Origin of the sequence: Pseudoalteromonas sp. NZS127, assembly GCF_015864805.1 — a bacterium.
In the GTDB taxonomy this organism is placed as follows: domain Bacteria; phylum Pseudomonadota; class Gammaproteobacteria; order Enterobacterales; family Alteromonadaceae; genus Pseudoalteromonas; species Pseudoalteromonas nigrifaciens.
In genome coordinates this window covers 112,802-129,823 of sequence record NZ_JADYWN010000003.1, presented here as the reverse complement: position 1 = coordinate 129,823, position 17,022 = coordinate 112,802, and the positions used below count along the sequence as shown (strand labels likewise).

Genomic DNA, 17,022 nt, shown 5'->3' with positions numbered 1-17,022 from the left:
TTATTTAGTAGCGCACACGCTACCAATGGCGTTAATTACCCAACACCTTTGCAGGGTCAACTCTTGTTGCTTGCCACGCTGGGTAAATAGTAGCTAACGCCGCTAAAATAAAAGTAACAGCAACTGTTATCACAATATCTTGCCACACTAACTTACTGGGTAAAAACTCTATAAAATAAACCCCTTGGAGTGGGTTTGCGCCAAACAGCTGGCTAAGCCAAGTAAATAATTCGCTAATATTGATTGCCAGTACTACGCCAATTAAGCTGCCTAATACCACACCCACAAAAGCTTGCGTTAAACCCTGCATTACAAAGGTAGCTAAAATGGTACTGTCTTTTGCGCCCATGGTTTTTAAAATAGCAATATTGCCTTGTTTTTCGCGTACTTCCATTACCAAAGACGACACAATATTAAAACTCGCCACTGCTATAATTAAAAAAACCACAATATAAACTATGGTACGCACCATTTGTATATCTTGGTATAAGCTGCCTTGCGTTCTAAACCAGCTAGAAATGTATACATAGTCGTCTAGGGTTTGCCCCACCCGTAGCGCTATTTGGTGCGCGGTAAATACGTCATCAACGCTTAAGCGAAGCCCCGTTACTTGGCTTTCATCGTAACCTAATGTTTGCTGCGCTTTATTAAGGTGGATAAATGCAGCTGTGCTGTCTATTGGTCCACCCATTTCAACAATACCTGCAAGTAACAGCGTTACTCGCTTAGGCGCTAATAACGACTGCCCTTGCTGAGCTATTTGAGGAATAAGTAAGGTAATACTATCGCCCACGCTGGCATCGAGCTGGTTTACTATTTGTTTGCCTAAAATAACTTCATCAATACCAAGCTGGCTCACCAACTTGCCTTTGGTAAATTGATTAATAGCCGACACGCTCCCCTCCAATGAAGGCTCAACTCCGCGTATTTCTACTGCTTTTAATTGGCTTTTAAATTGCGCCATACCGTTAACGGCAATAAATGGCGCAGCGCCGGTTACATGATCTTGCTGTTGCAGCTGCTCAATTTTTTGTGGCCAATTAGCAATTGGCCTATTCGGCGCTACATATTCAACCTGTGGTACAACGCTTAATAAGCGATGCACTAATTGCTGCTCAAAGCCATTTATTACCGACAGCGCAACGATTAAAACCGCAACGCCCAATAAAATACCCACAGTAGATGCTTTAGCTATAAAGCTTACAAAACCATTTTTTTCATCTTTATGACCAGAATACGCTCTAAAGCGTTTACTTATAAACGCACTAAGCAACATGTTGCGACTCTTTAATTGTAAGTTTGCCATCATCTAAATACGCTATTTTACCGAGCTTGTCGGCCAGCTCTAAGTCATGAGTTACCACCACAAAGCTGGTATTTAAACTTTTATTAAGCTCATTTATTAAGTCGTATATTTTAATCGCGTTTTGTTTATCTAAATTACCGGTTGGCTCATCGGCAAGCACTAATGCCGGTTTAGTAACGAGCGCGCGCGCAATTGCCACTCGTTGGCGCTCACCGCCAGACAGTGCCGACGGCTTATGAGAGCTGCGATGCGCTAGGCCCACTTTTTCAAGCATTTCTAATGCAGCTACTTTCGCAGCTTTAGCACTTAGTCCTTTAATTAAAAGCGGCATGGCTACATTTTCTACCGCGCTAAATTCCATAAGTAAATGATGAAATTGATAAATAAAACCTAAGTTTTTATTTCTAAATGCCGCTTGCTCTGTACGAGAGAGCTTAGCCACTTCTTGATTTTTAATTTTAGCACTGCCCGAGGTTGCAGTATCGAGCGTACCGAGTATATGCAATAAGGTACTTTTACCCGAACCAGAGCTGCCCACTATCGCCAGCATTTCACCTTGTTGCAGGGCTAAATTAACCCCTTTTAATACTGCAACTTGGTTACTACCATCTTGATAAACTTTGTTTAAATTTTCACAACTAATAACTAAATCATTCATAACGCAATACCTCGGCTGGTTTTACTTTTGCGGCTTTGCGCGCAGGGTAAACAGTGGCTAAAAAGCTCATAGCAATACTCGAACAAGCGATAACAATTAGGCTTGGTACATCAAATTTTACCGGCAACTCTATACCTGCCATCAAATTTAACCCTACTAATGCTAATAACTCATTAATATATAAACTAAGTAATACACCTAAAAATGCCCCTACTGCGGTGCCAATCACGCCATTATAAAGCCCTTGCACCATAAACACTTTTTGTACTTGCGATGGTGTTAAACCCAAAGTTTGTAAAATAGCGACTTCGCCTTGTTTTTCACTTACCATCATAGTTAGCGCAGAGACAATATTAAATACCGCAACTAACACAATAAGCCCTAACAACATCGACATAATCCGCTTTTCCATTGCTACAGCAGCAAATAATGTGCCTTGGCTGCTGCGCCAATCTGTATAGGTATGATCTTTTAATATAAGTGTACTGGCTTGTATAAATTCATCTAATGCAAAGGGTTCATACAAAGAAATACTTAAATTAGGTGCGGTGTTTTGATCCAGCTTTAATACGCGTTGCAACGACGTACCACTGGTAAAGGCCAGTCCCATGTCAATTTCAGAGCCGGTTTCGTAAATGGCCGCTATTTTAAACAAACGTTGGCTAGGCATACGTCCAAGGGGTGTATAGGTAGAAGCATTTGGCATAATAACCCGCAGCTTATCTCCCAAGCCTACACCTAATTTACGGCTCAGGTAGCGGCTAATGGCAATGCTATAGTTTTTATTAAGTACTGTTTGCCAATTCCCTTGTACTATTTTATCGGTAATTTTATAAAGTGAGCCGTCATCGCCATACAAGCCTTGCAGCAACACACCGTGTAAATCTTTATTGGTTTGTAATATGGCTTCACCATGCTGATAAAGGCTTACAGTACTTACATAAGGAGATTGTTCAAGATCTGCTTTTAAACTACTCATTTGCGCTGCAGTACGCTTATTTGCTTGCACTTCAACGTGCGGAATAAGCCCAAGCATATTGGTTTTTAAGCTGCTTTCAAAGCCATTCATTACTGAGCTGACAGTAAATAATGCCATTAAGCCAATCGCAATACCGGCAATAGAAAAAAACGAGATAAATGAAATAAACGCATTCCCTTTTGAGGAGCGACTATATCTAAGTCCAATAAACAAACTAACCGGTTGAAACATATTGTTTTTAAACACTTATCCTAAAAATAGTAATTTATAATAACACGAATAATCCGTACTTGGGTATGCCACTAAATGTAATAAACATTTAAAAATCTGATACTTGGCTAAAATAAAAATTAAGTTATTAACCCGCTATTAAGTTTTTAGCCCTGCGACTAAATAATCAAGTAGCACCCTTACATTGGTTGCCACAAACTGGCGAGGCGGATACACCCCCCATACGCCTTCTTGCAGCGGCTGATAGGATGTTAAAATAGGCACTAGTTGCCCTGTTTTTAACTCGTTTTCAATGTAGTAATTGGGAAGCTGAATAATCCCTAAGCCTTTTTTAGCGCCATCTACCAACGCCCAGCCACTATTACAATGCAGTCGCCCAGCTATTTTAATATGCTTTTCGCGCCCGCCTTCGTTTACCCGCCAATAACGACTATTACCCACTAAACATTGATGATTTGTAAGTTCACCTAATGTATGTGGCTCGCCAAATCGGGTTAAATAGTCTGGGGCACAACACATAATAAAGCGTCGTGCACTTAAGCGCCGTGCTTTTAAGCTCGAGTCTTTTAAATGCCCCAGCCTAATAGCCAGATCAAAACCACCTTCTAATAAGTTTTCTTGCTCATTACTGAGCGTAGCAACAACTTCTACATCGGGGTGATCGTGCATAAAATTATGCACTATTGGCATAATAAAGCTTTCGCCATACATTACCGGGGCTGTTAGATTAATTTTACCTTTTGGCGTACTTTGCTGTTGCGCTAAACTTTGCGTGGCATCATCCATTGCATGTTGTAAATGCTTTATTTGGTGTAAAAACACCTCACCTTCTTTGGTCAAAACCACTTTACGCGTTGTGCGTGTTAGTAACTGTGTATTTAAGCGTTGTTCAAGCGCGCTAACATGGCGGCTAATATGCGCAACCGATAACCCAATTGCTTTGCCTGCGGCGGTAAAGCTACCCTCTTCACCTACCGCAATAAACTCGTCTATTCCATCCCATCGTGCCATTGTTACAGTTCTGAAAAAGTGTTTTAATAAAATTGAGATTATCATTATTTGAGAAACAAATACAATAGCTACATCACCCAAGCAAATTGGGTCTACAATTATTATCTACCCACTACAAAGGATAAGCACATGTCAGAATTTATTAAATCAAAAGCAGCTATTGCTTGGGGTCCAAATCAGCCACTTAGCGTTGAAGAAGTTGATGTGATGATGCCTAAAAAAGGCGAAGTAATGGTAAAAATTACCGCTACTGGTGTATGTCATACCGATGCATTTACATTATCGGGGGAAGATCCTGAAGGTATATTCCCTGCAATTTTAGGCCACGAAGGCGCTGGTGTTGTATATGCAATCGGCGAAGGCGTAACCAGCGTAGAAATTGGCGACCATGTTATACCTTTATACACTGCAGAATGTGGTGAATGTAAAATGTGTACCTCGGGCAAAACTAATCTATGTTCTGCTGTGCGCGAAACCCAAGGTAAAGGCTTAATGCCAGACGGTACAACACGTTTTTATAAAGACGGTCAGCCAATTTACCACTACATGGGTTGCTCAACTTTCTCGGAGTACACAGTACTGCCAGAAATCTCTTTAGCTAAAGTAAACAAAGAAGCGTCTTTAGAAGAAATATGCTTACTAGGCTGTGGCGTAACAACAGGTATGGGCGCAGTAACAAACACAGCTAAAGTAAAAGCGGGCGACACTGTGGCTATTTTCGGTTTAGGTGGCATAGGTTTATCAGCTATTATTGGCGCAAAAATGGCCGGTGCGAGTCGTATTATCGGTATCGATATAAACAACTCTAAATACGAGTTAGCAACCAAGCTTGGCGCAACCGATTTAATTAATCCAAAAGACTTCGACAAGCCAATTCAAGAGGTAATTGTTGAAATGACCGATGGCGGCGTTGACTACTCGTTTGAATGTATTGGTAATGTTGATGTTATGCGCTCAGCACTTGAGTGTTGTCATAAAGGTTGGGGGGAGTCGGTAATTATTGGTGTAGCAGGCGCTGGCCAAGAAATCTCTACTCGTCCATTCCAATTGGTTACTGGGCGTGTATGGCGTGGTAGCGCATTTGGTGGTGTTAAAGGCCGCTCACAACTACCTGAAATTGTAGAACGTTACATGGCTGGCGAGTTTGCACTAAATGACTTTATTACCCACACAATGGGTCTTGAAGATATTAATGAAGCATTTGATTTAATGCACCAAGGCAAAAGCATTCGTACCGTTATTCATTACTAAGCAATAAACCAATCGCTTGTATTCACTGTGTGGATATAAGCGGCTTTTGAGGATTATCATGTTAGAAAATATCTCAAGTGTAAAAGTAGCCGGTGGTTGGCATAAACAATATACGCACAGCGCTGTAAGCACTCATTGTACTATGCGTTTTGCCGTTTTTTTACCACCCGGCGCTAGCGAAAGCAATAAAGTACCAGTACTCTATTGGCTTTCAGGTTTAACCTGCACCGACGAAAACTTTATGCAAAAAGCAGGCGCATTCAAAAAAGCAGCTGAACTAGGTATTGCTATTGTGGCACCCGACACTAGCCCTCGTGGAGATAATGTTCCTAACGAAGACAGCTACGATTTTGCTCAAGGCGCTGGGTTTTATGTTAACGCGACACAAGCCCCTTACAACACTCACTTTAATATGTACGACTACGTAGTGAATGAATTACCTGCGCTTATAGAGCAGCACTTTCCAGTGACTAACACAAAAGCAATTAGTGGTCATTCAATGGGCGGCCATGGGGCGTTAATGATCGCCCTTAAAAACCCACAGGATTATGTTAGTGCCTCGGCATTTAGCCCTATAGTAAATCCTATTAATTGCCCATGGGGCGTTAAAGCGTTTACGGGTTATTTAGGAGCCGATAAAACGACGTGGGCACAATACGACACCTGCAAATTAATGGCTAAAGCTGAGCAAAATAATTACTTGCCAATGTTAGTGAGCCAAGGCGATGCCGATAACTTTTTAGACGAGCAATTAAAGCCACAAAATTTAGTGGCTGTTGCAAAGCAAAAAGATTACCCACTGACCCTAGAAATGCAAACCGGGTATGATCATAGTTACTTCTTTATCAGTAGCTTTATTGATCAGCACTTGGTATTTCATCATCAGTATTTGTCTGCATAATAATATTATTGTTTGCAGTAATAATGTGTAGAGCTATAACCCTCTACACATTATTTTAAACTATTAAAAAAACGTCCTTACTTGTATCAGTACTCACTCGCCTTTTATTACCCTACTTGCTGTGGCTCTACTCATAAGCTTATTTAGAGCATGCTGGCCTTGTAAAATAAAATCAAAGTTTAAATTTTAACGTTATACGGCGTTAAACAAAGCACATTACTCATGCACTTCCTCTTTTATAAACTCCTTAACAAAACCAATTAATTGCAGTAAAAATATAATCAAAAAAGGTAATGCACCAATAATCGCAACACTGCGGTTTAAAGGCTCGTTATTTTGAACCAATAATACGTAAGCACACAATCCCAATGCAAACGACCAAGCGTATAAACTCCAAGTATATGTTTTATTTGCGCCGCTTAATTGGCGTATAACCAAAACGGCAGAATCAGCAGAGGTTGCTACAAAAATAAGTAACAGTAATAAGCTAGACCAAATAAGTACGGCACCTTGGCAACCTAATTGCTCAAAAAATACAAATAAGCCTTGGGTATAATCTGCTTTTATTGCCTGTAAAATGCCACTTTGGTGCGCTTCATCCCAGGCTATAGCAGAGCCAGAAAACACGCTAAACCATACAATAGTAACCAGTGTAGGTACTAAAACAACACCTAAAATATATTGCCACACCGGGCGACCCTGACTTATTTTGGCTAAAAACACGCCCACAAATGGACCCCAAGCCAACCACCAAAAATAATAATTATAGGTCCAGCCATTCGCCCACTTTGGATCGTTTAGCTGGCTGGCAAGTTGCCATGTTCCTATAGAAATAAGCTGTAAATAATCCCAGGTGCCACCAATAGCTATATTTATAATGGGCTCAATAGGCACAATAAACAGCAGCCAAACCATAAGTGCTAATGCTAAAAGCATATTAAACTTACTGAGTGTTTGAATCCCTTTTTTAAGCCCCAAAGTTGCCGATAACGTATATAAAGCTACAATTAAACTAATAATTATAAACCCCGACAACAAAGCCGATTCAACACCTAACTTTACCGCCAAGCCTTTACGCAGTAATAAAGTAGAGTTTGCGATAGTGCCAACCACCCCAAAAAATATCGAGAATATAGCAATTAACTTAATGCCAAAGCCCAGCTTAATTTGCCAGTCTTTATTTATAACACCTTTAAACACACTTATAACCGGCGCGCTAATATCGCCTACTTTGCCGCTATTACTGCTAAGCCCGCCAAGTACCAAACCAAATACCGCGTAAAGTGCCCAAGCATGCGCCCCCCAATTAACTAAAGTTAATGCCAAGCCACTGGTGTGTGGATTAGGGTATAAACCCTGTTTTAAAGGTGAGTTTATAGTGTGTAGTGCAGGCTCTGCTACTCCCCAAAAAACGAGGCCCGAGCCCATACCTGCAGCAAAAAGCATAGAGAGCCAGCCAAATAAAGCAAATTCAACCTTTGCTTGCTCTCCACCTATTTTACGCCGCCCTAACGGGCTTATAGCAACGGCAATTACAATAAAGAGTAATAGGTTAACCAAAATAAAAAATGGCGAGCCCAAGTAGCTTAAAAGTCGGCTAATAACAGGCTGCAAATGAGCCGTAAGTAATGCCGGAAATAAAAATGCCACAACAGATAAGCTAACGCACAGTAGTAACGCGGTTTTTTCAAGTTTAGTGGCTGTATTAATTACTTTGTTTAAAGGCAAGTGGTTCACATAATTATCTTTTACTATAAGTAAAAGAATACGGATATTTAAAAGCGATATCAAACTAACTTTTTGGTAAAAAAGTAAAATAGTAATGTAACTATTACCAAGCCTCACAGAATAAAAGTAAAGATTAATCTAAATTACTGAATTTAAAATATTAAATAAATGGCTTACAGATTGCTAGCTAGTTATTAAGATTAACTAAAAAGGCAAGATCATGGAAATTGATTTACAGTGGCACGAAATCGTTGATAACCTGATTCACTTAGGCATAGCTTATTTACTTGCTTTGCCAATGGCCTACGACAGAGAGCGCAGCCAAGATGGGGCGGGGCTGCGTACCTTTCCGTTAGTAGCAGTGGCATCGTGTGGTTATGCGTTAATTGCATTGTCTGTTCTTGACTCCTCTGAAGCACAGTCAAAAATGTTGCAGGGGATCATTACCGGTATCGGCTTTATTGGCGGTGGCGCAATTTTAAAAAATAACCAATCTATCTCAGGTACCGCCACCGCGGCGAGCATTTGGAATATGGGTTTAATTGGTATTGCGGTGGCCTACAGCCGCTACGAAATAGCTATTTTACTAGCCATTATTAACTTTATAACATTGCGCTATATTAAAAAGTTTAAATAAGTTTTCAATTTTATATCTTCATAAAAACAAAAAAGGCGCTATAAAAGCGCCTTACCAAACAAGAATGTGTGCTTAAAACATGTCTTGATAGGGATTTTTTGTATTAAAAGCAATCGCTTTTTCAAAGCCAGGAAGGTGTATGCTTTGCTCATCTATTACAATGTCGTTATCATCGATTAAGCCATCACCAAAACGATAAATTAGTTGGTATTGACCTAAATCAGCTTGTGATTGATAGCTTTGCTGCGCTGCTTTTACAGCCACATTTTTATTAGCATAATCATTCATAACGCTTTTGCCATGGCGCTTGGCAAGCATTTGCAGTGTTATTTTTGCAGACAATACTGTAGCGGTAGCGTTGTTACCGCCAAAGCCTTTTGAGTTAATAAATGCAATATCCATATCACCGCAATCATAGTGGCTGTTTCTAATATCTAGATGATCAGCGTAAACATCGTCGGCTACTTTATCTATAGTCGTAATACCAGGCATAATATTGTGGCTAAATACACCTAATGCTATAGCTAACTGATCGCCACTTGCAGGAGCAATAGTATGGCCAACATACGCTTTTGGCGCAGTTACTTTCCAATTATCAATAGCAAAGGTTTGTGCCACTTTATGGTAAATTAATGACTCGGTTACGCGGTTTAACGGCGTACTTGAACCATGGGCTAATATAAAGCTGCGCTGTTGCAGGGCTTCTTTACCTAATAAGCTACTTGCCAATGCCGCCGATTTTGCCATAGTAATGTAGTTACCAGGCCCTGGTGAGGTAATTGACTTTTTAATCCCGTCGGCATTTACAAATACATCTGGCACACACCCCATAATGTCGGCGCCTAACTCTAGTGCTAGAGCATCATCCATTAAAATAGCTACTTGCGCGCCTTCACCTAACGTGAAGCCACAGTTTTCGCCAAATGGGCGGCTACTTTTACGATAGTCGGGCTCATCTGTATTACTTAGGTTATCTAAACGGCGCAAACCTTCAACGTTTGCCAGGGCGCTCATGTTACCAAAGCCTTCTATAACCTCTGGCGTAATAGCACATTCAACACTTGCTACCACAGCAACGCGGGTGCGCCCTGCTTGTATATCGTTAACCGCTGCGCGTAAGTTATATAAAAACGTAGCACATGCGCCCGATGTTGAAAACGTAGTACCTACGTTGCCCGTTACATATGCATTAATAAAGTCGGTCGACATAGTATTTAAACCCAGCGCTAATTGCTTAGTGCTTACGCGGTCGCCTTGCTGGCGAGCTTTAACTAAGCCGCCTAAACCTTTGTCATCCATTTGGCCAATAACCGACGCCGAATAAGTACCTATTTTGTCTGGCTCTACGCTATTCATTATATGTTGCCAATCAAGCCCGGTTGATTTTATTGCATCGGTAGCAGCAAAAATAGTCGCTTGCAAACCACGTGGCTGATAGCGGCTGTTATACATTACAGACGGATCAAACCCTGTAGGAAACTGCCCTGCCGATTTAATCGGGTTATCACGAGTTGAAGCGTGTTTAACATCTATATCTGCGGCAATAGTAACTTTAACTTTTTTACCTTCCAGCTGCTCTACCTGCCAGCTTGCAGGTATCGGTTGTGGTAAATCGCGAGCACGGGTTTCAAACACAATAGCGTTTTCGGCTGATGCATTAAGCGTCATTTTTTGCTGCCATGGTGTTGCGTCTGGATCAAAATGTTCGTTTTCAATTTTACGAATAAGCGTACCGGCAATTATTTGTTCACCAAAACGTGCTTCTATGTCGCTTTGCTCAACATTGTTACCTTGAGTGTCTTGTAGTTGATTATCAACAACACTAACTAAATTCATTAAGGTGGCGAGGCCTAAAAACGTTTCTTGGCGAGCTTGTGCATTTAAACTGTCTAACACAATACGGCGGTAACCTTGGTGAAAAGAAGTACGGCCAGCGGCATTAATGCCTCCCATGCCTACAATTACGGGTAATGCGGTCATAATTTACCTTTTAAAAAACGTGTTATAAGAATATGACACTAGTTTAAATGGATTACGCACCACGCTTTGTGCTTTAATAGCCAAATATTAAGCATAAAAGGCCAACCCTAACTGGTCGGAGCATCTATATGACTGATAAACAGAGTAACCCCCCATTAAATATAGCTATTGCTGTTTACCAACACTTATTAATAACGAGTTTAACCCTTCCTATAGAAATGTTGAGAGCGGGCGAAGCTTTTGCAAAAGGCCATATTAATAAACAAAATTTTAGGCCACTCGCTATTCATTTAGTTGCTAAAAACCATGAACCAATAAGTAATCGTACCGGCTTGGCAATCCTTCCCGATTGCGCCACCAGCAATACCCCCAATTGCGATTTAGTAATAGTGCCCGGTATTTGGCGAAACCCGCGCCCAGTTGTACGCACTAATCAAAATATAGTTACTTGGCTGGAACATAGTTTTACAAATGGCAGCCATATTATAGGTGTAGGCACTGGCAATTGTTTACTAGCAGAGGCAGGGTTACTTGACGGGCACCCTGCAACTACTCATTGGCATTACGCTAAACAATTTAGTCACGACTACCCCAAGGTACTGTTAAAGCCTGACTTTTTTATTACTCAATCCGAGCGACTCTATACTGTAGCCAGCCTAAACGCCCTAGCCGATGTAATGGTGCATATTATTAGCCAGTATTATGGCAAAGCTGCAGCGCAGCATGTTGAGCGCAATTTTTCCCACGAAATACGCAAACCCTACGAAGATCAGCGCTATCTTGAAGGCGCGGTTGATCGCCACCCCGATGAGTTAATTGCCCAAATTCAATTTTGGTTAAAAACCAACTTAGCAACAGAGCTTAATTTACAAGATGTGGCCGCGCAGTTTAATTTAAGCTATCGCTCTTTTACACGGCGCTTTAAAGCAGCTACCAACCAAAGCCCTATTGAGTATTGGCAACAGTTACGAGTAGAAGGCGCAAAAGAGCTGCTCGCTTCGTCAAATTTATCAATTCAAGAAGTAGCGTTAGAAGTTGGCTATAACGATCAAGGTCATTTAACGCGAATATTTAGAAAAATACTGAACCAAACACCCAGTGAGTATCGTAAAGTAGTGAGAAAAAAATTGTTTGGCTAATACTTTAAAAACAAGCCAGCCTACTGTAATAATATAAACCATTAACTAAAACACAAGGAAGTTGGAAATATGCATGTAAATTTTAGTGAGAATTTACTATTAGATCTTGAAACAGAGACTGATCTCAACACTAGACTAACTCGGTTGCTAGCCCTTATTCGTAAGCACCTTGATATGGACGTTGCTTTTATTTCTGAGTTTACAGACTCTAAACGTATATTTAAATTAGTTGATACCAAACGCCCTAACGACATTGTAAAAGTAGGTAATTTTGATCCCATAAACGAAACCTACTGTAATAAATTAGCCAATAATGAACTAGATAATATAATACCTGATACCAGTAAAAATAGTATAACCCGCGATATGCCGGTTACTAAAAAGCTTAATATTGGTGCTTATATTGGGGTGCCTATTACCTTATCCAACGGCGATATTTACGGTACATTTTGTTGCTACAACGAACAAAAAGACGACACATTAAACAAACGTGATCTGGCGTTTTTAAATTTAATTTCAGATCTGGCTTCGCAGCTTATTGATACGCAAATACAAAACAACGAAGCAAAGCAACGTATTAAATCTAACGTACTTAATATTATAAACACAAACAATATTGAAATTTACTACCAGCCTATATATAGCTTAAGCACAAATAAAATTTCGGGTTACGAATCCTTGTCTCGCTTTTTTGTTGAGCCCTACAGAACACCTAACATTTGGTTTGATGAAGCTGCACAGTTTGGTTTAGGTGAAGCCCTAGAAATGTTGGCAATTAACAATGTTTTAGGCAATATGAGTCATTTTAATAAAGATGTGTATGTGTCAATTAACACCTCACCAGAGCATATACTAAGTGGTGCCGTTGCTAATGCATTAGCTGCTATTTCTGATTGCAGTAATATAGTACTGGAGATAACTGAACACTCTCCTATTGCCAACTACGATGAAATGTTAACGGCACTCGCGCCGCTGCGTAAAAAAGGCATACGCTTAGCTATAGATGATGTTGGTGCGGGGTATTCTTCTTTTCAGCATATTTTGGAGCTACAAGCAGATATTATTAAACTTGACATTAGCCTTACCCGAAACATTAATAGCGATCGTCGTAAATATTTATTAGCTAAAGCGTTATGCGGATTTGCTAAAGATATTGGCTGTAATATTATTGCCGAAGGCATAGAAACACTAGAAGAAATAAACACCCTACGCAAACTAAATGTCGACAAGGTTCAGGGCTATTATTTAGGCCGCCCACAAGCACTTTGCGATGCTTTAGTGCATCAAAAATTAGTTTTAAGTTAGTTATAAACTTAATTATAAAAACGCCACTTTATAAGTGGCGCTCTGTTTCATTTTCGCTTTTGCGATAATAGCGTTTTGAATAAATTTTAACTTTAGTGTGCACGCCTTTACTTAAGCTTTTAAACTTAGCTTCAAGCACATCAACACCGTATAAAATACCGACCACCAGCACAGAAAGCTTAATAGCTGCGCCCAAGTTTTCGGTGGCTATCATTACACCAATAGATGCCAACACCCAAATGGTTGCTGCCGATGTTACTCCTACCACTGCGCCGTCTTTAGCTAGCATTACGCCTGCGCCCAAAAAACCAATACCAGTAATTATTTGCCCCACTACGCGAGAGTGGTCAATTACATCGCCTTGTAAATTAAACGCGGTCGATAAAAATAAATACGTACCTAAAGTAATTAACGCAGAAGTACGAATACCCACAGGTTTGCCACGTAATTGGCGTTCAATACCAATAATAGCGCCACAAAATGCCGCCGTACCAATTGCAGCCCATGAGTACGGAGCGACATCAAATAAATCAGGTAAAAACACGTAATTTCCTCGTTATTCATATATGAATAGTTTAATTTTATATTAACAATCTTTTGATTTAGCAATAGCCACTGCTGTTCTTAAGCGTTGGCTACCAAACGCCGACATTTTACTAAAGTCGCGGCGGGCAATAGGCACGTATTGGCAATCTATAGCCAATTGACTATCACTTCCTGGCTCACAAAACGGGTCATGAACATACACACAGTGCTCATCTAAATGCGTAACGCACACCCAATGCGGCGATTTTTTACCATCAAACCGATAAGTACTGATTAAGAGCAACACGCTAAAATTTTGCTTCAGCCAACGCTCAATGTCTTCAAGCTCAACATCTTTATTATTAAGCGGTATATTGGCAGCGGTTATGCCATTTACAAACTGCTGATGCACCGTTGCTAATACTACTTTTTTATTTTCACTGCGCACGCCATCTAAAAACAACGGCTCTAGGGTATTAACAATTACCTCGCTGTTAAAACCACGTTTATGTGCCGCCAGTGCTAAACCAAACGGATGGCAGCCGCCATGCCCAGAGGTCATAAAAATAGTAGTGCCCTCTCGCCATAACGACAACTCATGCGACTGAGTCAGTTCAGTGCTAGCATCTAAGCTCCCCATAGCCATTAACAACGCCGCAGGACCACAGGTAAACTCAGTAGTTTGCTGATACCAGGGTGTTAACCGTGCTAACTTCAGCTCACTGGTTTTACGAATGTTTTTTTGCATCCGTAGCGCATCGCTGTGATCGTCGTAATAATCGCTATACTGACCAAACACTCGATAACCTAAGCTTTTATACAAACCAATTGCGCTGACGTTATTTACTGCAACTTCTAAACGCAGGTAAATTCGCCCACGCTCTGCGGTGGCTTTTTCAAGTGCTGTAAGTAGCATTTTAGCAATGCCTTTGCCTTGCATGGTAGGTAATACCGCAAGCGAATAAAGACGCGCTAAGCGAGTGCCTTTATGGCACCAAATTAGGCCATAACCGCATAACGCATTATTTTGCTCGGCAACTAATAAAATACCGTGCTTAGCACTTAGCCAGCGCTTTAAACTGCGCGGGCTAAGCTTGTCGTTACTGAAGCAGGCATTTTCAAGTGCAGTGAGCGCAGTTAAATCACTGATAAGCGCTTGGCGAATAACCACTTGCTCAACCTGTTCATTAATCATACTCTCAACCATGGCTTTTGCCATTAACCACGCCCCCTCGCTTCAAGGCGTTGTTTAAACTCATCCATAATGATCATATAAAGCTCGTCGCCTAAATAGCCGTCTTCTACTTTGTGATCAATACTAGGGTTATCGTTTACTTCAAGTACGTAAGCACGCCCTTGATGTTCTTTTACATCAACGCCATATAAACCCTTACCCACTGTTTTACACGCTTTTAATGCTGCATCTAATACCGCTTTTGGTAATTCAAATGTAGGCAATGTTTCAAAGCCACCCGAAAAAAACCGTTTTGCATCGTGGTTATAAATTTGCCAATGGTTACGCGCCATTAAGTAACGACACGCGTAAATTGCACGGCCATTTAATACCCCTACTCGCCAATCGTATTCGGTGTACATATACTCTTGTGCAAGTACTAAAGCGCTAAATTCAAATAGCTCAGTTAACTTAGCTTCCAGCTCAGCACGGTTTGTTACTTTATATACCCCTTTTGAAAACGAGCCTTCTGGCATTTTCAATACTAACGGGTAGGTAAACGCGGCTTCTAACTGCTCAAGGGTGTCGCTTGACTGATCAGCCACAACCACTGTTTTTAAACTTGGTACTTTTTGATAGTTAAACGCATCGTGTAAATACACTTTATTACAACAACGTAAAATAGACTCCGCATCGTCAATAACCACTAAGCCTAAGCTTTGAGCTTTGCTAGCAAGGCGATATGTTGGATGATCAATTGCTGTAGTTTGACGAATAAATAACGCATCAAACTGGGCTATATTGTCTATCTCGTCAAAGCTTAATGCTTGGGCATTAATACCATGTTTAGCCGCTGCTTTAATAAACTTTGCTATTGCGTCTTTATCACTTGGTGGCACCTTTTCATTGTGATCAACAAGTATTGCCATGTCCCAGCGAAAACGACGTCGCTCTGCAGTAATGCGCCATTGCGTTTGGGTAAAGTTATTCAACTTAGCTACAAAATCGCTGTACTGTTGCTCATCTAATGAGGATAACGACCCTTGTTGTAATAAGCCTTGGTTATCAACAAATAAAATAGGCGCCGGATATTGTTTAAATACCGATTTAGCCGCTTTTGTTTGCTCATCGTTAGTGGCATTACCAAAGTATAGAGCGCCATCTATTTGGCCAACATTGTGCATAGGTGCTTGGCCGCTACGTAGAGCATTTATTGTTTTTACACTTGGTAATACTTGGTGCTTACGCGCCTCAGCGAGTAGCGAGCAATAGTAACCTTTGCTCAAGTATTGGCTTGAGTCACATAAGTTAATAATGCGAGTTTTAGGTTCATCACGTTTTGGATAGTCACGTAGGTAAGTATTAAACGTAATAACATTTTCGAATGATTGAGCAAGAGTTTGCTCGTTGTTATCAACCACAATTAAGGTTTTAAACACGACTTTTCCTAGTTAAGTCTAATTATAAAAGCATGCTTAATTTTTTATAATTAAGCATTAAAAATAGAAACACCCATCGTACTAAGTGGTGCATTGCGCGTGTCACTTAATAAGATGGGTGCTTTAGTTTAGGTAATCCTAAACCACATCTGCTTTATAAGGCCTTTTTGATAAACTAACAAACGAGATATTTTTAGCGTGAAGATGAAAATTATTGATGCAGGTCGGATAAGTGACGAAGCCACGCCATCCGACACATAATTTATGGGAACGGTAAGAGTTTATAACCTTAACTTGGCTCTTCGGATGGCTGAATATTATTGTGATGCGGCTTGATTGTCGGATGACGCTTCGCTTATCCGACCTAGGTTTAAACGATTTAGATAATCGCGGTGTGTAAATTTAAAGGATGTTTTTAAAGCGATTGAACCTAAGCCCTGAAAATTTCGAAAATTAACAAAAACCAAAAGCGGGCGGGTTTCCAAATGAAAACAACCTGCTAAAATTTTATAATAATATATTAAAGGCTACAAAAAACTAGACAATGCCTATACATAATTGGCTCCAGACATTGACGCGGTTAATCATCTATTTTGAAGAGCAATTAGACTGTGTTTTAGATATTTAATTTTTAGCTTAACACAAAAATTATGACCGAGTTCCAATATAACAAAGTTTCACTCTAGCAAATCTCTCGTTTCTTAGTTTCTATTATACAGGCAAAGAGAACATTGAGCGCTTATGTATACAGACTATTC

Annotated in this window: 14 protein-coding genes; 5 read left to right on the top strand and 9 right to left on the bottom strand. The window is 40.4% G+C overall.

Annotated features, from left to right (window positions below):
* Nucleotides 1–31: 31 nt before the first annotated feature.
* The 4 genes from I6E78_RS04150 to I6E78_RS04135 form a co-directional block, all read right to left on the bottom strand.
* The gene (locus tag I6E78_RS04150; RefSeq protein WP_197182015.1) at nucleotides 32–1,276 is read right to left on the bottom strand and encodes a lipoprotein-releasing ABC transporter permease subunit; all 1,245 of its coding nucleotides are present in this window, start codon (nucleotides 1,274–1,276) and stop codon (nucleotides 32–34) included.
* Nucleotides 1,266–1,964, bottom strand: a complete 699-nt coding sequence (gene lolD / locus I6E78_RS04145) for a lipoprotein-releasing ABC transporter ATP-binding protein LolD (protein ID WP_058373302.1) — start codon at nucleotides 1,962–1,964, stop codon at nucleotides 1,266–1,268. Before lolD ends, I6E78_RS04150 begins: the two co-directional genes overlap by 11 nt.
* Nucleotides 1,957–3,174, bottom strand: a complete 1,218-nt coding sequence (locus tag I6E78_RS04140; RefSeq protein WP_058374559.1) for a lipoprotein-releasing ABC transporter permease subunit — start codon at nucleotides 3,172–3,174, stop codon at nucleotides 1,957–1,959. The genes lolD and I6E78_RS04140 overlap by 8 nt, the downstream gene beginning before the upstream one ends.
* Nucleotides 3,175–3,312: 138 nt before the next feature.
* Entirely contained in the window at nucleotides 3,313–4,185 is an 873-nt protein-coding gene (locus I6E78_RS04135) for a LysR family transcriptional regulator (RefSeq protein WP_197182014.1), read from the bottom strand.
* Between the two features lie 129 nt (nucleotides 4,186–4,314).
* Here I6E78_RS04135 and I6E78_RS04130 point away from each other — a divergent pair, with 129 nt between their 5' ends.
* The gene (locus tag I6E78_RS04130; RefSeq protein WP_197182013.1) at nucleotides 4,315–5,436 is read left to right on the top strand and encodes an S-(hydroxymethyl)glutathione dehydrogenase/class III alcohol dehydrogenase; all 1,122 of its coding nucleotides are present in this window, start codon (nucleotides 4,315–4,317) and stop codon (nucleotides 5,434–5,436) included.
* A 58-nt stretch (nucleotides 5,437–5,494) separates the two neighbouring features.
* Nucleotides 5,495–6,337, top strand: coding sequence for an S-formylglutathione hydrolase (gene fghA, locus I6E78_RS04125; RefSeq protein WP_197182012.1), 843 nt, complete (start codon nucleotides 5,495–5,497; stop codon nucleotides 6,335–6,337).
* 216 nt (nucleotides 6,338–6,553) lie between these two features.
* Here the strand turns inward: fghA and I6E78_RS04120 are convergent, their stop codons facing one another.
* Nucleotides 6,554–8,074, bottom strand: a complete 1,521-nt coding sequence (locus I6E78_RS04120) for a BCCT family transporter (RefSeq protein WP_331459135.1) — start codon at nucleotides 8,072–8,074, stop codon at nucleotides 6,554–6,556.
* Nucleotides 8,075–8,285: 211 nt separating this feature from the next.
* Here I6E78_RS04120 and I6E78_RS04115 point away from each other — a divergent pair, with 211 nt between their 5' ends.
* Complete coding sequence (locus tag I6E78_RS04115; RefSeq protein WP_197182011.1) at nucleotides 8,286–8,702, top strand: MgtC/SapB family protein; 417 nt, start codon at nucleotides 8,286–8,288, stop codon at nucleotides 8,700–8,702.
* Between the two features lie 72 nt (nucleotides 8,703–8,774).
* On the opposite strand, the gene I6E78_RS04110 is transcribed toward I6E78_RS04115, so the two are convergent.
* On the bottom strand, nucleotides 8,775–10,682 hold the full coding sequence (locus tag I6E78_RS04110) for a beta-ketoacyl synthase (protein ID WP_197182010.1): 1,908 nt from the start codon (nucleotides 10,680–10,682) through the stop codon (nucleotides 8,775–8,777).
* Between the two features lie 128 nt (nucleotides 10,683–10,810).
* Here I6E78_RS04110 and I6E78_RS04105 point away from each other — a divergent pair, with 128 nt between their 5' ends.
* Together I6E78_RS04105 and I6E78_RS04100 are read left to right on the top strand one after the other, a co-directional pair.
* Complete coding sequence (locus I6E78_RS04105; protein ID WP_197182009.1) at nucleotides 10,811–11,821, top strand: GlxA family transcriptional regulator; 1,011 nt, start codon at nucleotides 10,811–10,813, stop codon at nucleotides 11,819–11,821.
* Nucleotides 11,822–11,890: 69 nt separating this feature from the next.
* A complete protein-coding gene (locus I6E78_RS04100) occupies nucleotides 11,891–13,126 on the top strand; it encodes a sensor domain-containing phosphodiesterase (RefSeq protein ID WP_197182008.1) in 1,236 nt (411 codons plus the stop codon).
* A 28-nt stretch (nucleotides 13,127–13,154) separates the two neighbouring features.
* Here I6E78_RS04100 and I6E78_RS04095 read toward each other — a convergent pair whose 3' ends face one another.
* From I6E78_RS04095 to I6E78_RS04085, 3 genes are read right to left on the bottom strand one after another with little or no spacing between them, the layout of a single operon-like run.
* Nucleotides 13,155–13,670, bottom strand: a complete 516-nt coding sequence (locus tag I6E78_RS04095) for an MgtC/SapB family protein (protein WP_011328060.1) — start codon at nucleotides 13,668–13,670, stop codon at nucleotides 13,155–13,157.
* 42 nt (nucleotides 13,671–13,712) lie between these two features.
* Nucleotides 13,713–14,870, bottom strand: a complete 1,158-nt coding sequence (locus I6E78_RS04090; RefSeq protein ID WP_197182007.1) for a GNAT family N-acetyltransferase/peptidase C39 family protein — start codon at nucleotides 14,868–14,870, stop codon at nucleotides 13,713–13,715.
* Complete coding sequence (locus tag I6E78_RS04085; protein WP_011328058.1) at nucleotides 14,870–16,264, bottom strand: RimK family protein; 1,395 nt, start codon at nucleotides 16,262–16,264, stop codon at nucleotides 14,870–14,872. Before I6E78_RS04085 ends, I6E78_RS04090 begins: the two co-directional genes overlap by 1 nt.
* Nucleotides 16,265–17,022 lie beyond the last annotated feature (758 nt).

What these genes read in the sequence shown, in the direction of transcription:
- lolD (WP_058373302.1), bottom strand. Translation starts at nt 1,964, where the DNA reads ATGAATGATTTAGTTATTAGTTGTGAAAATTTAAACAAAGTTTATCAA.
- I6E78_RS04130 (WP_197182013.1), top strand. Translation starts at nt 4,315, where the DNA reads ATGTCAGAATTTATTAAATCAAAAGCAGCTATTGCTTGGGGTCCAAAT.
- I6E78_RS04115 (WP_197182011.1), top strand. Translation starts at nt 8,286, where the DNA reads ATGGAAATTGATTTACAGTGGCACGAAATCGTTGATAACCTGATTCAC.
- I6E78_RS04140 (WP_058374559.1), bottom strand. Translation starts at nt 3,174, where the DNA reads ATGTTTCAACCGGTTAGTTTGTTTATTGGACTTAGATATAGTCGCTCC.
- I6E78_RS04150 (WP_197182015.1), bottom strand. Translation starts at nt 1,276, where the DNA reads ATGTTGCTTAGTGCGTTTATAAGTAAACGCTTTAGAGCGTATTCTGGT.
- I6E78_RS04105 (WP_197182009.1), top strand. Translation starts at nt 10,811, where the DNA reads ATGACTGATAAACAGAGTAACCCCCCATTAAATATAGCTATTGCTGTT.
- I6E78_RS04110 (WP_197182010.1), bottom strand. Translation starts at nt 10,682, where the DNA reads ATGACCGCATTACCCGTAATTGTAGGCATGGGAGGCATTAATGCCGCT.
- I6E78_RS04100 (WP_197182008.1), top strand. Translation starts at nt 11,891, where the DNA reads ATGCATGTAAATTTTAGTGAGAATTTACTATTAGATCTTGAAACAGAG.
- I6E78_RS04090 (WP_197182007.1), bottom strand. Translation starts at nt 14,870, where the DNA reads ATGGCAAAAGCCATGGTTGAGAGTATGATTAATGAACAGGTTGAGCAA.
- I6E78_RS04135 (WP_197182014.1), bottom strand. Translation starts at nt 4,185, where the DNA reads ATGGCACGATGGGATGGAATAGACGAGTTTATTGCGGTAGGTGAAGAG.
- fghA (WP_197182012.1), top strand. Translation starts at nt 5,495, where the DNA reads ATGTTAGAAAATATCTCAAGTGTAAAAGTAGCCGGTGGTTGGCATAAA.